This window comes from Citrobacter sp. Cpa228 (genome assembly GCF_030333085.1).
Taxonomy (GTDB): Bacteria; Pseudomonadota; Gammaproteobacteria; order Enterobacterales; family Enterobacteriaceae; genus Citrobacter; species Citrobacter pasteurii.
In genome coordinates, this window is record NZ_JAOWGQ010000057.1 from 33,938 (window position 1) to 48,656 (window position 14,719).

General features: G+C 53.4%; 13 protein-coding genes and 2 tRNA genes. 14 read left to right on the forward strand and 1 reads right to left on the reverse strand.

Annotation, left to right across the window (positions count from 1 at the left end):
• Positions 1–110 precede the first annotated feature (110 nt).
• Together OGX91_RS23705 and OGX91_RS23710 are read left to right on the forward strand one after the other, a co-directional pair.
• Positions 111–186 (forward strand) — tRNA-Gly (locus tag OGX91_RS23705).
• 155 nt (positions 187–341) lie between these two features.
• A tRNA-Gly gene (locus OGX91_RS23710) sits at positions 342–417 on the forward strand.
• 269 nt (positions 418–686) lie between these two features.
• On the opposite strand, the gene queG is transcribed toward OGX91_RS23710, so the two are convergent.
• A complete protein-coding gene (gene queG / locus OGX91_RS23715) occupies positions 687–1,826 on the reverse strand; it encodes a tRNA epoxyqueuosine(34) reductase QueG (protein ID WP_005122159.1) in 1,140 nt (379 codons plus the stop codon).
• On the opposite strand from queG, the gene nnr reads away from it, so the two are divergent.
• The 12 genes from nnr to nsrR all read left to right on the forward strand — a co-directional run bounded on the left by nnr (position 1,825) and on the right by nsrR (position 14,621).
• Positions 1,825–3,372 (forward strand): bifunctional ADP-dependent NAD(P)H-hydrate dehydratase/NAD(P)H-hydrate epimerase, encoded by a 1,548-nt coding sequence (gene nnr, locus OGX91_RS23720; protein WP_286627448.1) that lies wholly within the window; start codon positions 1,825–1,827, stop codon positions 3,370–3,372. The two genes, queG and nnr, sit on opposite strands and share 2 nt — an antisense overlap.
• Positions 3,344–3,805, forward strand: coding sequence for a tRNA (adenosine(37)-N6)-threonylcarbamoyltransferase complex ATPase subunit type 1 TsaE (gene tsaE, locus OGX91_RS23725; RefSeq protein WP_003025570.1), 462 nt, complete (start codon positions 3,344–3,346; stop codon positions 3,803–3,805). The genes nnr and tsaE overlap by 29 nt, the downstream gene beginning before the upstream one ends.
• A 16-nt stretch (positions 3,806–3,821) precedes the next feature.
• Positions 3,822–5,159, forward strand: coding sequence for an N-acetylmuramoyl-L-alanine amidase AmiB (gene amiB / locus OGX91_RS23730; RefSeq protein ID WP_286627450.1), 1,338 nt, complete (start codon positions 3,822–3,824; stop codon positions 5,157–5,159).
• A 9-nt stretch (positions 5,160–5,168) separates the two neighbouring features.
• Positions 5,169–7,031 carry a DNA mismatch repair endonuclease MutL gene (mutL, locus tag OGX91_RS23735; protein ID WP_040232957.1) on the forward strand — a complete coding sequence of 621 codons (1,863 nt, stop codon included), beginning with the start codon at positions 5,169–5,171 and terminating at the stop codon, positions 7,029–7,031.
• Positions 7,024–7,974 (forward strand): tRNA (adenosine(37)-N6)-dimethylallyltransferase MiaA, encoded by a 951-nt coding sequence (gene miaA, locus OGX91_RS23740; protein WP_005122167.1) that lies wholly within the window; start codon positions 7,024–7,026, stop codon positions 7,972–7,974. Before mutL ends, miaA begins: the two co-directional genes overlap by 8 nt.
• A 210-nt stretch (positions 7,975–8,184) precedes the next feature.
• Complete coding sequence (hfq, locus tag OGX91_RS23745; protein ID WP_003025584.1) at positions 8,185–8,493, forward strand: RNA chaperone Hfq; 309 nt, start codon at positions 8,185–8,187, stop codon at positions 8,491–8,493.
• Positions 8,494–8,567: 74 nt separating this feature from the next.
• On the forward strand, positions 8,568–9,848 hold the full coding sequence (gene hflX / locus OGX91_RS23750) for a ribosome rescue GTPase HflX (protein ID WP_003830495.1): 1,281 nt from the start codon (positions 8,568–8,570) through the stop codon (positions 9,846–9,848).
• Between the two features lie 189 nt (positions 9,849–10,037).
• Complete coding sequence (gene hflK, locus OGX91_RS23755) at positions 10,038–11,291, forward strand: FtsH protease activity modulator HflK (RefSeq protein ID WP_155021459.1); 1,254 nt, start codon at positions 10,038–10,040, stop codon at positions 11,289–11,291.
• 2 nt (positions 11,292–11,293) lie between these two features.
• Positions 11,294–12,298: a protease modulator HflC gene (hflC, locus tag OGX91_RS23760; protein ID WP_005122169.1), complete on the forward strand. Its 1,005-nt coding sequence runs from the start codon at positions 11,294–11,296 to the stop codon at positions 12,296–12,298.
• Positions 12,299–12,380: 82 nt separating this feature from the next.
• A complete protein-coding gene (locus tag OGX91_RS23765) occupies positions 12,381–12,578 on the forward strand; it encodes a DUF2065 domain-containing protein (RefSeq protein WP_005122170.1) in 198 nt (65 codons plus the stop codon).
• 102 nt (positions 12,579–12,680) lie between these two features.
• Positions 12,681–13,979, forward strand: a complete 1,299-nt coding sequence (gene purA, locus OGX91_RS23770; RefSeq protein ID WP_005134423.1) for an adenylosuccinate synthase — start codon at positions 12,681–12,683, stop codon at positions 13,977–13,979.
• Between the two features lie 216 nt (positions 13,980–14,195).
• Positions 14,196–14,621, forward strand: coding sequence for a nitric oxide-sensing transcriptional repressor NsrR (nsrR, locus tag OGX91_RS23775; protein ID WP_005134424.1), 426 nt, complete (start codon positions 14,196–14,198; stop codon positions 14,619–14,621).
• Positions 14,622–14,719 lie beyond the last annotated feature (98 nt).

Genomic DNA, 14,719 nt, shown 5'->3' on the forward strand with positions numbered 1-14,719 from the left:
CGAATTGCGACAAGGCGGCAACTGAATGAGTCCTTAGGAGCTTACTGAAGTAAGTGACTCAGGCGAATGAAGGCGGCCAACGCAGTAGCGGTTCGAAAGACGAAGATTATGCGGGAATAGCTCAGTTGGTAGAGCACGACCTTGCCAAGGTCGGGGTCGCGAGTTCGAGTCTCGTTTCCCGCTCCAAAATTTGAAAGTGCTTATAAGCACAGACCACCAATCGCAGGATTTCGAATTGCGACAAGGCGGCAACTGAATGATTCCTTAGGAGCTTACTGAAGTAAGTGACTCAGGCGAATGAAGGCGGCCAAAGCAGTAGCGGTTCGAAAGACGAAGATTATGCGGGAATAGCTCAGTTGGTAGAGCACGACCTTGCCAAGGTCGGGGTCGCGAGTTCGAGTCTCGTTTCCCGCTCCAAATTCTTACCTCAATAAAAATATCCACAACGAATAATCGCGTTGGGGACGTTTTTTTTCGTCATTGACATACTCTTGTAAACAGACTTATCCACAGGTTCGGGTATTATCCCTGGAATACAAAAAACTTCGCTGGGTGAATAGTATCATTTTAACTATTTGAAATTATTGAATTAATTATCATTTCAAATTGTTAATGCGATCACTTGACGATCTTTTCCCTCTTGAATATCAATGTGTTTTTATTTTTATACACAAGCTGTGGATGACTTACGCGTCGCGCGGCAGCCCCTTTTCAATGACCCTGACCAAACGTTGTTTCTTCGGTAACTGCACCTCAACTACGCAGGCATTTCGCTTCTCAATTTGCTGAGCAACCGCCCAGTCTATGTGTTCGTCGAGAAGTGGGTGCTCACCTCTGCGACTTTCCAGCGCGTGAATAACCGCTTCATCCCATGGGGCATTACCCAACGCAACGGCGATATTTCGCAGCCAGCGCAGGTGGCCAATACGGCGAATGGCAGAACCTTCCGTGACTTTTAAAAACCACGCCTCGCTCCAGCTAAACAGTGCTATTAACTCTGGAGCATGAAGCTGCTTACGGGGGGAGAAGTCATCCTCTGTCGTCAACTGCGAATAGCGGTTCCACGGACAAATGAGCTGACAATCATCGCAGCCGTAAATTCGATTCCCCAGCAGAGGACGAAATTCTTCTGGGATCGCGCCTTCCAGTTCGATAGTGAGATACGAAATACAGCGGCGTGCATCTACCGTGTAGGGTTCCACGATGGCTCCGGTGGGGCAGATGGTCATACAGGCAACACACTTCCCGCAGCCTTCTTCGACTGGCTTATCGACCGGCAGGGGCAAGTCGATCAGTAATTCCCCGAGGAAGAAAAATGATCCCGCTTCGCGATTGAGGATAAGTGAGTGCTTACCTGTCCAGCCAAGCCCGGCTTTTTCCGCCAAAGGACGCTCAAGAATGGGCGCGGAATCGACAAAAGGTCTAAAATTCAGCGAAACGCAGTGCTGTTGAATCCTCTCTCCCAGCTTTTTTAAGCGGTTACGCAGCAGCTTATGGTAGTCGCGCCCAAGCGCGTAACGGCTGACGTAACCGAGTGAGGGGTTTTTCAACGTACTGGCAAAGGCTGCATTAGCAGGAAGATAGTTCATACGTACGCTGATGACGCGTAGCGTACCGGGTAATAATTCGTGAGGTCGGGCGCGCATCATGCCGTGACGGGCCATCCAGTCCATCTCGCCGTGGTATTGTTTATCCAGCCAGGCCTGCAGTTTGGGCTCCGCTTCGCTGAGGTCAGTATCGGCAATACCGACCTGCTGAAAGCCAAGCTCCAGCCCCCACTGCTTAATATTTTGCGCTAACTGATTGAGATCGAGGGGCTCTGACATGATGGACCATACAATGAAGAAAAACCTCGCAAGTATACCACACTCCATCTGGCACGCCGATGACATCAGGCGGATGGAGCAAGAGGCGGCAGACAGTTTAGGGCTGACGTTGTACGAGCTGATGCAACGGGCGGGAGAGGCGGTGTTTCAGGTCACCCGCGAACGCTATCCGAATGCCCAACACTGGCTGGTGCTATGCGGTCATGGCAACAACGGCGGTGATGGTTACGTGGTGGCAAGGCTTGCCAAAGCGCAGGGGCTTGACGTTACGTTGCTGGCGCACGAGAGTGATAAACCGCTGCCCGAGGACGCACTGCAGGCGCGTGATGCCTGGCTTAATGCGGGGGGCGTCATTCACTCTACAGACATCGTCTGTCCTGGTCGTGTGGATGTCATTATCGACGCGTTATTGGGGACCGGTTTAAAACAGGCACCGCGCGAACCTCTCCAGACGCTGATTGAGCATGCCAATGCCCATCCTGCCCCCATCGTCGCCGTAGATATTCCTTCTGGTTTGCTGGCACAAACAGGAGCGACGCCGGGGGCAGTCATCAACGCTGCGCACACCGTTACCTTTATTGCGCTCAAGCCAGGCCTGCTCACCGGTAAAGCTCGCGATGTCACCGGACGTCTGCATGTTAACGCACTCGGGCTGGACGACTGGCTGGCGGGGCAGAACGCGCCGCTGCAACGTTTTGATGCTCAACAGCTTGCGCACTGGCTAACGCCGCGTCGACCTACCTCGCACAAAGGCTCCCATGGTCGGTTGGTGATTATTGGCGGTGACCACGGCACGGCGGGTGCCATTCGTATGGCCGGTGAAGCGGCGCTGCGTGCGGGGGCTGGGTTGGTCAAAGTACTGACGCGCAGTGAAAATATCGCCCCCATTTTGACTGCCCGACCGGAACTCATGGTCGATACGCTAACGCCGAAGACGCTGGAAGAGAGCCTGGCATGGGCGGATGTTGTAGTGATAGGACCAGGGCTTGGTCAGCAGGAGTGGGGCAAAAAAGCACTGCAAAAGGTCGAGAATTTTCGCAAACCGATGCTCTGGGATGCCGATGCGCTGAACCTGCTGGCAATCAATCCCGATAAACGTCACAATCGCGTGATCACGCCGCATCCTGGTGAAGCCGCGCGGCTGCTGGGCTGTTCCATTGCAGAAATTGAAGACGATCGCTTACTTTGTGCGCAACGTCTGGTAAAACGGTACGGAGGCGTGGTAGTGCTGAAAGGCGCGGGTACGGTTGTTGCTGCTGAACAAACTGAGATGGGTATTATTGATACCGGCAATGCCGGGATGGCCAGCGGCGGAATGGGTGATGTGCTTTCCGGTATTATTGGCGCATTGCTCGGACAGAAGCTTACCCCGTATGATGCAGCCTGTGCGGGATGTGTTGCGCATGGTGCGGCAGCGGATGTGCTGGCGGCGCGTTTTGGTACGCGCGGCATGCTGGCGACAGATCTCTTTACCACGCTACAGCGTATTGTTAACCCTGATGTGATTGACGTTTATCATGATGAATCGAGTAATTCCACTACCTGATGAACAGGCGACTTTAGACCTGGGACTGCGGGTAGCTAAAGCCTGTGACGGCGCGACGGTAATTTATTTGTACGGCGACCTGGGGGCGGGTAAAACCACTTTCAGCCGGGGATTCCTGCAGGCGTTAGGCCACAAAGGTAATGTAAAAAGCCCCACCTACACGCTGGTTGAACCTTATTCGCTCGATAATTTGATGGTATATCACTTCGATCTGTACCGACTTGCGGACCCGGAGGAGCTGGAATTTATGGGGATCCGCGATTATTTTGCCAATGATGCCATCTGCCTGGTGGAGTGGCCGCAACAAGGTAAAGGTGTACTGCCAGACCCGGACGTCGAAATACACATTGAATATCAGGCGCAAGGTCGGGAGGCGCGCGTAAGCGCAGTCTCCTCATCGGGTGAATTATTGCTGGCGCGTTTAGCCGAATAACCTTAAGGGTGGCGGGATGATTTATCGCATCAGAAACTGGCTGATGGCAACCCTGGTCCTGCTGTGCGCGCAGGCAGGAGCCGCCAGCCTCTCCGATCTTCAGGTTTCCAATGGCGATCAACAGGCGCGGATCACGCTGAGCTTTATTGGCGATCCTGAATACGCCGTGACCCAGGACGGGAAACGCACCGTCGCGCTGGATATTAAACAAACCGGAGTGATTCAGGGATTACCGCTGCTGTTTAGCGGCAATAATCTGGTGAAATCTATCCGCTCCGGCACGCCAAAAGATGCGCAGTCTCTGCGCCTGGTGGTGGATTTAACCGAGAACGGCAAGGCCGAAGCCGTTAAACGCCAGAACGGCGGTAATTATACCGTTGTGTTTACCATCAAAGCGGATGCGCCACCGCCGCCGCCTCCACCTCCACCTCCAGTGGTTGCTAAGCGTGTTGAAACGCCGGTTGTCGCCCCGCGTCCTGCCGTGCCTGCGCGTAACCCGTTTAAAGCAGAGAACGATCGCACTACGATCGTTACCAACAGTAATACCTCCACACGACCTGCGGCGCGCGCCAGCTCCGGCAGCGGTGAAAAAGTGGTTATTGCCATTGATGCAGGACACGGCGGGCAGGATCCGGGGGCGATTGGCCCTGGCGGCACGCGTGAGAAAAACGTCACGATTGCCGTGGCGCGTAAACTGCGCAGTTTGCTCAATGATGACCCGATGTTTAAAGGCGTACTCACCCGTGATGGCGATTACTTTATCTCGGTGATGGGGCGTTCAGACGTCGCGCGTAAACAAAACGCCAATTTCCTGGTCTCTATCCATGCGGATGCCGCGCCAAACCGGGATGCCACCGGCGCTTCCGTCTGGGTACTGTCCAACCGTCGGGCGAACAGTGAGATGGCCGGCTGGCTGGAACAGCACGAGAAGCAATCAGAGCTGTTGGGCGGCGCAGGCGATGTGCTGGCAAACAGCCAGTCCGATCCTTATCTCAGCCAGGCCGTGCTGGATCTGCAGTTCGGCCATTCGCAACGTGTCGGGTATGATGTGGCGACCAGCATGATCGGCCAGTTAGAACGTATTGGCTCGATGCATAAACGCCGCCCGGAACACGCCAGCCTTGGCGTATTACGCTCGCCGGATATCCCGTCAGTGCTGGTCGAAACCGGTTTTATCAGCAACAACAGCGAAGAGCGTCTGTTGGCGAGTGATGATTATCAGCAGCAACTGGCCGAGGCGATTTACAAAGGATTGCGTAACTATTTCCAGGCGCACCCAATGCAAACCGGGCCGCAGGGCGCACCGGCGCAAACCGCCAGTGCGGTATCGCCTGGTAACACGTTAACAAATTAAGGATTAGCCATGCCGATTCAGGTTCTACCGCCACAGCTGGCGAACCAGATTGCCGCAGGCGAGGTGGTAGAACGGCCTGCGTCAGTGGTGAAAGAGCTGGTGGAAAACAGCATTGATGCCGGTGCGACGCGCATTGATATTGATATCGAGCGCGGCGGCGCCAAGCTTATCCGTATTCGTGACAACGGCTGCGGGATTAAAAAAGACGAGCTGGCGTTAGCGCTGGCCCGCCATGCCACCAGTAAAATTGCCTCGCTTGACGATCTCGAGGCCATCGTGAGCCTCGGATTTCGCGGCGAAGCGCTGGCCAGCATCAGCTCTGTTTCTCGTTTAACCCTGACGTCGCGTACACAAGAACAGGCTGAGGCCTGGCAAGCCTATGCAGAAGGGCGCGACATGGATGTGACGGTTAAACCTGCCGCACATCCGGTGGGAACCACGCTGGAGGTGTTAGATCTGTTCTACAACACCCCGGCGCGGCGCAAGTTTATGCGCACCGAAAAAACCGAATTTACTCATATTGATGAGGTTATTCGCCGCATTGCGCTGGCACGTTTTGATGTGACGATTAATTTGTCACACAACGGCAAAATGGTGCGCCAGTATCGTGCCGTAGCGGCGGATGGACAAAAAGAGCGCCGACTGGGCGCGATATGCGGCACGCCGTTTCTGGAACATGCGCTGGCGATTGAATGGCAGCATGGCGATTTAACGCTGCGCGGCTGGGTGGCCGATCCGAACCACACAACGGCAGCGCTGGCGGAAATTCAGTACTGCTATGTGAATGGCCGGATGATGCGCGATCGGTTGATCAACCATGCTATTCGTCAGGCCTGTGAAGATAAGCTGGGCGCCGATCAGCAGCCCGCTTTTGTTCTGTATCTGGAAATCGACCCGCATCAGGTGGATGTAAACGTGCATCCAGCCAAACATGAGGTACGTTTTCACCAGTCTCGTCTGGTGCATGATTTTATTTATCAGGGCGTGTTAAGCGTCCTACAACAGCAGTTGGAAACCTCGCTGCCGTTGGTTGATGACGAAGAGCTCGCCCCAAGACATATCCCGGAAAATCGCGTAGCGGCAGGGCGTAACCATTTTGCCGAACCTGCGCCAGCGCGTGAACCTGCTACTCCCCGTTATTCTGCCTCTTCCGGCAGCGGAAGTGGTCGCCAGGGGCAGGCAAGCGTCAGTTGGCCGCATGCCCAGCCTGGATATCAAAAGCAGCAGGGCGAAATTTATCAGCGCCTGCTGCAGACACCGGCTCCGATGCACAAACCGCCGGTCGCTGAAACACCGACAGCACCTCTTACCGGCAACAGTCAGGGGTTTGGAAGGGTGCTGACTATCGTAGGGACCGACTGTGCATTACTGGAAAGCGAGGGCCAGATTCGGTTGCTGGCATTACCAGTGGCGGAACGGTGGTTGCGGCAGGCGCAGCTTACGCCCGGGCAGACCCCTGTTTGCGCTCAGCCATTGCTGATCCCGTTACGTTTAAAAGTCAACGCCGATGAAAAAGCGGCGCTGCAAAAAGGACAGAGCCAACTGGCTGAGCTGGGCATTGAATTTCAACTGGATGCGCAGCATGTGACCATCCGGGCGGTGCCTTTACCCTTACGCCAACAAAATTTACAAATCTTGATTCCTGAACTGATAGGCTACCTGGCGCAGCAAACCGTATTCGAAGCGGGCAACATTGCGCAGTGGATTGCTCGTAACCTGATGAGCGAGCATCCGCAGTGGAGCATGGCCCAGGCGATTACGCTGTTGGCGGATGTTGAGCGGCTCTGCCCACAACTCGTGAAGGCGCCGCCGGGTGGTCTGTTACAACCTGTTGATTTACATTCGGTAATGAACGCCCTGAAACATGAGTGATACCTGTAAGGCGAGCCTGCCAAAGGCAATTTTTTTGATGGGGCCGACGGCCTCCGGTAAAACGGCATTAGCAATTGAATTGCGTAAAGTTTTGCCCGTAGAGTTGATAAGCGTTGATTCCGCCCTTATTTACAAGGGGATGGATATCGGCACCGCGAAGCCTGATGCTGATGAATTGAAGGCCGCACCACACCGATTGCTGGATATTCGTGATCCGGCGCAAGTGTATTCTGCTGCGGATTTTCGTCGCGATGCGCTAGCCGAGATGGCCGATATCACCGCAGCGGGGCGTATCCCGCTGTTAGTGGGTGGCACGATGTTATATTTCAAAGCGTTGCTTGAAGGGTTGTCACCGTTACCGTCGGCAGATCCGGAGGTCAGGGCCAGAATCGAGCAGCAGGCGGCAGAGCTTGGATGGGACGCGTTACACCGACAGCTTCAGGAGATTGACCCGGTAGCTGCAGCGCGGATTCATCCAAATGATCCGCAAAGACTTTCCCGGGCACTGGAAGTTTTTTTCATTTCGGGTAAAACTTTAACGGAGCTGACGCAAACGTCAGGAGATGCTTTGCCGTATCAGGTGCACCAGTTTGCGATCGCTCCGGCGAACCGTGAATTGCTCCATCAGCGAATTGAGCAGCGTTTTCATCAGATGTTAGCTTCAGGTTTTGAAGCAGAAGTCCGGGCGCTTTTTGCCCGAGGAGATTTGCATACGGATTTGCCTTCCATTCGTTGTGTCGGGTATCGCCAGATGTGGTCATACATTGAAGGCGAAATTTCACACGATGAAATGGTTTATAGAGGTGTTTGCGCCACGAGGCAGTTAGCGAAGCGGCAGATAACCTGGTTGCGTGGTTGGGAAGGGGTGCACTGGCTTGACAGTGAAAAGCCTGACCAGGCGCGAAACGAAGTATTACAGGTTGTTGGTGCTATCGCGAACTGAATGTGTACAATTGAAACGTATCGTGCGCAATTTTTCAGAACCATAAGGTTCAATACGCAAAGTCATTCAAGTTGCATCAAGGCAGCAAGAGAGTGAATCCCCAGGAGCTTACTCAAGTAAGTGACAGGGGGGAACGAACGTCGCTAACGTAGAGGCAACCTGAAGGATGAAGCGTATTAAGTACAAATAAGCATATAAGGAAAAGAGAGAATGGCTAAGGGGCAATCTTTACAAGATCCGTTCCTGAACGCACTGCGTCGGGAACGTGTTCCAGTTTCTATTTATTTGGTGAATGGTATTAAGCTGCAAGGTCAAATCGAGTCTTTTGATCAGTTCGTGATCCTGTTGAAAAACACGGTCAGCCAGATGGTTTATAAGCACGCGATTTCTACGGTTGTCCCGTCTCGCCCGGTTTCTCATCACAGTAACAATGCCACCGGCGGCACTGGCAGCAACTACCATCACGGTAGCAACGCGCAAGGTTCATCTGCGCAACAGGACAGCGAAGAAACCGAATAAGGTTGTCAGCTGTTTTACACACGGGGAGCCAGCGATCCTGCGTTCCCCGTTGATACATATTAAGGGGTTGACGCTTGTTTGACCGTTATGATGCCGGTGAGCAGGCGGTACTGGTACACATCTATTTTTCGCAAGACAAAGATATGGAAGACCTCCAGGAGTTTGAATCTCTGGTTTCTTCCGCCGGTGTCGAAGCAATGCAGGTGATTACCGGGAGCCGTAAAGCACCGCACCCGAAGTATTTTGTTGGTGAAGGTAAGGCAATCGAAATTGCCGAAGCCGTAAAAGCGACTGGCGCTGCGGTGGTGATTTTTGATCATGCTCTAAGCCCCGCCCAGGAACGTAACCTGGAACAGTTGTGCCAGTGTCTTGTTATCGACAGGACTGGTCTTATTTTAGATATTTTCGCCCAGCGTGCGCGCACCCATGAGGGTAAGTTGCAGGTTGAGCTGGCGCAGTTGCGCCATATGGCTACACGCCTGGTCCGTGGCTGGACTCACCTTGAAAGGCAAAAAGGCGGGATTGGTTTGCGTGGTCCGGGTGAAACCCAGCTCGAAACCGACCGTCGTTTGCTGCGTAATCGCATTTTGCAAATACAGTCGCGCCTGGAAAAAGTTGAAAAGCAACGTGAGCAGGGGCGGCAGTCGCGCAAGAAAGCGGATGTCCCAACCGTATCACTGGTGGGGTATACCAACGCCGGAAAATCCACCCTGTTCAACCAGATAACCGAAGCCCAGGTCTACGCAGCGGATCAACTGTTCGCGACCCTGGATCCGACGCTTCGTCGAATAGACGTTGCGGATGTCGGTGAAACCGTGCTGGCGGATACCGTAGGGTTTATCCGTCATTTGCCGCACGACCTGGTGGCGGCGTTTAAGGCCACTTTGCAGGAGACTCGTCAGGCGACCTTGCTGTTGCACGTTATTGATGCGGCAGATTTTCGTGTGCAGGAAAACATTGAGGCCGTCGACACGGTACTCGAAGAGATCGATGCGCATGAGATCCCGACTCTGCTGGTGATGAATAAGATCGATATGCTGGATGATTTTGAGCCGCGTATCGACAGAGATGAAGAGAATAAACCGATTCGCGTTTGGGTTTCAGCGCAAACGGGAATAGGTATACCACAGCTTTTTCAGGCTTTGACTGAGCGACTTTCCGGTGAGGTGGCGCAACATACGTTGCGTTTGCCGCCGCAGGAAGGGCGACTGAGAAGCCGGTTTTACCAACTTCAGGCAATAGAGAAAGAGTGGATGGAGGAAGACGGTAGCGTAGGTCTGCAAGTACGTATGCCGATCGTAGACTGGCGTCGCCTCTGTAAACAAGAACCGGCACTGGAAGACTATGTTGTCTGACCTGACGGATATGGCCTGAAGATTTTTTCGCCTCTATTCCTCGTGGATTTTATGCGGCAGAAAGGCGGCAAGTCCTGGAATCTCCAGGCGCATAGTCAACTATGTGACTGGGGTTGAAAGACGTAGCCAACGCATCTGCAGCGCAAAAAACGCAGGTATAGCATCGCATAACAAATATGGAGCACAAAAATGGCGTGGAATCAGCCCGGTAATAACGGACAAGACCGCGACCCCTGGGGAAGCAGCAAACCTGGCGGCAACCCTGAGGGAAATGGAAACAAAGGTGGTCGCGAACAGGGACCTCCCGATCTGGATGATATCTTCCGCAAACTGAGTAAAAAGCTCGGTGGTCTGGGTGGCGGTAAAGGCGCGGGTTCTGGCGGCGGTAGTTCATCGCAAGGCCCACGTCCGCAACTGGGCGGCCGAGTCTTTACTATCGCAGCGGCAGCTATCGTCATTATCTGGGCGGCCAGCGGTTTCTACACCATTAAAGAAGCGGAACGTGGCGTGGTGACACGCTTCGGTAAATTCAGCCATCTGGTTGAGCCGGGTCTGAACTGGAAACCGACCTTTATCGACGAGGTGACTCCGGTCAACGTTGAAGCCGTGCGTGAACTTGCCGCATCCGGCGTGATGCTGACATCAGATGAAAACGTCGTGCGCGTTGAAATGAACGTGCAGTACCGCGTGACCGATCCGCAGCGTTACCTGTTTAGCGTAACCAGCGCGGATGACAGTCTGCGTCAGGCAACCGACAGCGCCCTGCGTGGGGTTATCGGTAAATACACTATGGACCGTATCCTGACCGAAGGGCGTACCGTTATTCGTAGCGATACCCAGCGTGAACTGGAAGAAACCATTCGTCCGTACAACATGGGTATCACCCTGCTGGACGTCAACTTCCAGGCAGCACGTCCGCCGGAAGAGGTAAAAGCGGCGTTTGATGATGCTATCGCAGCGCGTGAAAACGAGCAGCAGTACATCCGTGAAGCAGAAGCGTACACCAACGAAGTGCAGCCACGTGCAAACGGTCAGGCGCAGCGTATTCTGGAAGAAGCGCGTGCGTATAAGACCCAGACCATCCTGGAAGCTCAGGGTGAAGTGGCTCGTTTCGCAAAAATTCTGCCGGAATATAAAGCCGCACCGCAAATTACTCGCGAGCGTCTGTATATCGAAACCATGGAAAAAGTGCTGAGCCATACCCGTAAAGTCCTGGTTAACGATAAGGGCAGTAATCTGATGGTTCTGCCGTTGGATCAGATGCTGAAAGGCGGTAATGCGCCAGCAGCTAAGACTGACAGCAGTTCAAATCTGCTGCGTCTGCCACCGGCAACGTCTTCCGGCACTGGAGCAAGCAACACCTCGTCCACCAGTCAGGGCGATATTATGGACCAACGCCGCGCGAATGCGCAGCGTAACGACTACCAGCGTCAGGGGGAATAACGATGCGTAAGTCAGTTATTGCGATTATCATCATCGTTCTGGTAGTTCTGTTCATGTCTGTCTTTGTGGTCAAAGAAGGCGAACGCGGTATTACTCTGCGCTTTGGTAAAGTTCTGCGTGACGATGACAACAAGCCGCTGGTCGTTGCACCAGGCCTGCACTTCAAGATTCCGTTTATTGAATCCGTGAAGATGCTGGATGCGCGTATTCAGACCATGGACAACCAGGCCGATCGCTTTGTTACCAAAGAGAAGAAAGACCTGATCGTTGACTCCTACATCAAGTGGCGCATCAGTGACTTTAGCCGCTACTACCTGGCAACGGGCGGTGGCGATGTTTCTCAGGCAGAAGTCCTGCTGAAACGTAAGTTCTCTGACCGTCTGCGTTCTGAAATTGGTCGTCTGGACGTGAAAGACATCGTTACCGATTCCCGCGGTCGTCTGACCCTGGAAGTTCGTGACGCGCTGAACTCCGGTTCTGCCGGCACGGAAGATGAAGTCGCGACGCCGGCGGCGGACAGCGCGATTGCCGAAGCGGCTGAACGTGTGCAGGCTGAAACGAACGGTAAAGTCCCGGTCATCAACCCGAACAGTATGGCGGCACTGGGTATCGAAGTGGTCGATGTGCGTATCAAGCAAATCAACCTGCCAGCTGAAGTATCCGAAGCTATTTACAACCGTATGCGCGCTGAGCGTGAAGCGGTAGCGCGTCGCCATCGTTCACAGGGTCAGGAAGAAGCGGAAAAACTGCGTGCAACGGCGGACTATGAAGTCACCAAAACGCTGGCAGAATCTGAGCGCCAGGGCCGCATTATGCGCGGCGAAGGTGATGCAGAAGCCGCTAAATTGTTTGCCGACGCGTTCAGTCAGGATCCTGACTTCTACGCCTTCATCCGTAGCCTGCGCGCTTACGAGAAGAGCTTCGAAGGAAACCAGGATGTCATGGTCATGAGCCCGGACAGCGATTTCTTCCGTTACATGAAGACGCCGAATAGCGCAACACGCTAAAATAGCTCCAGCGGTTTTAGACCAGCAAAACCACCGGCATCCCCAGGGATGCGGTGGTTTTCTTTTTAGATAAGGACGGCAGATGAACTCAACAATTTTGCTGGCGCTCGCGCTGGTTTTGGTGCTGGAAGGCTTGGGTCCTATGCTGTATCCCCGCGCCTGGAAGAAAATGATCTCGGCGATGGCACAACTTCCTGAAAATATTTTGCGTCGTTTTGGTGGAGGTCTTGTGGTCGCGGGCGTGGTCGTCTACTACATGTTGAGGAAAACGATTGGCTGATCAATAAGTAGACTAATTTGCGGATTTTTGGATGCAAAAAGTGCTGTATATCTGAAAAAGCGGTGGTAGAATCCATTTTTAAGCAAACGGTGATTTTGAAAAATGGGTAACAACGTCGTCGTACTGGGCACCCAATGGGGTGACGAAGGTAAAGGGAAGATCGTCGATCTTCTGACTGAACGGGCTAAATATGTTGTGCGCTACCAGGGCGGTCACAACGCAGGCCATACTCTCGTAATCAACGGTGAAAAAACCGTCCTCCATCTTATTCCATCAGGTATTCTTCGCGAGAATGTAACCAGCATCATCGGTAACGGTGTTGTGCTGTCTCCGTCCGCGCTGATGAAAGAGATGAAAGGGCTGGAAGATCGTGGTATCCCGGTTCGTGAGCGCCTGCTGCTGTCTGAAGCGTGTCCGCTGATCCTTGATTATCATGTGGCGTTGGATAACGCTCGTGAGAAAGCGCGCGGTGAGAAAGCGATCGGTACCACCGGTCGTGGTATCGGCCCGGCTTATGAAGATAAAGTGGCTCGTCGCGGTCTGCGCGTTGGCGACCTGTTTGATAAAGCAACTTTCGCTGAAAAACTGAAAGAAGTGATGGAATATCACAACTTCCAGTTGGTGAATTTCTACAAAGTTGAAGCAGTTGACTACCAGAAAGTGCTGGATGACGTGATGGCGATTGCCGACATCCTGACGTCTATGGTTGTTGATGTTTCCGATCTGCTGGACCAGGCGCGTAAGCGTGGCGATTTCGTCATGTTTGAAGGTGCGCAGGGTACGCTGCTGGATATCGACCACGGTACCTATCCGTACGTAACGTCTTCCAACACCACTGCAGGTGGCGTGGCGACCGGCTCCGGCCTGGGCCCGCGTTATGTGGACTATGTTCTGGGTATCATCAAAGCTTACTCCACCCGTGTCGGCGCGGGTCCGTTCCCGACTGAGCTGTTTGATGACGTTGGCGAGTTCCTGTGCAAACAAGGTAACGAGTATGGCGCGACCACCGGTCGTCGTCGTCGCACCGGTTGGCTGGATTCCGTTGCTGTGCGTCGCGCAGTACAGATTAACTCCCTGTCTGGCTTCTGCCTGACCAAACTGGACGTACTGGACGGTTTGAAAGAGGTTAAAATCTGTGTTGCTTACCGTATGCCGGATGGCCGTGAAGTCACGACGACTCCGCTGGCAGCAGACGACTGGAAAGGTATTGAGCCGATTTACGAAACCATGCCGGGCTGGTCTGAATCCACCTTCGGCGTGAAGGAACGTAGCGGTCTGCCGCAGGCAGCACTGAACTACATCAAGCGTATTGAAGAACTGACCGGTGTGCCAATTGATATTATCTCAACTGGTCCAGACCGTACTGAAACCATGATCCTGCGCGACCCGTTCGACGCATAATTCTGGTTATAGCGTGGCGTCGAATGGCGCTGCGCTTGCACTATCTTAGGCCGGATGGAGCGCTTTGCAGCAGAATCCGGCTTAAAATCACATAAGTTCCTCGCTTTTTTCCTTCCTGAATTGAAATAAATTAGCGACCTGGCTGGTGGCTGGTTTATCATCAATATAATTAATACCACCAGGTTTATCCGTTTTATCCCTTTTCCTGAGGTTGATGTGCAGTTAACAAGTTTCACCGATTACGGATTACGTGCGCTAATCTACATGGCGTCACTTCCCGAAGGACGTATGACCAGTATTTCTGAGGTGACAGAAGTCTACGGCGTGTCCCGTAATCATATGGTCAAAATAATCAATCAACTTAGCCGGGCGGGCTTTGTTACTGCTATTCGTGGAAAAAATGGCGGTATCCGCCTGGGCAAACCGGCTAAGGCTATTGGTATTGGTGATGTGGTTCGCGAGCTGGAACCTCTATCGTTGGTCAATTGTAGCAGCGAGTTTTGCCACATTACCCCAGCCTGTCGACTCAAACAGGCGCTTTCTAAGGCAGTGCAAAGTTTTCTCACGGAACTGGACAACTACACACTTGCTGATTTGGTTGAAGAAAATCAACCGCTTTATAAATTATTGCTGGTGGAGTAATGAAGTCCAAAGTAATTCGCGTCGCATCGCGGCGGCAACTGAGCGACTCCTCAGGAGCTTACAAAAGTAAGTGACTAAGGGGAGCAAAGGCAGCCAAC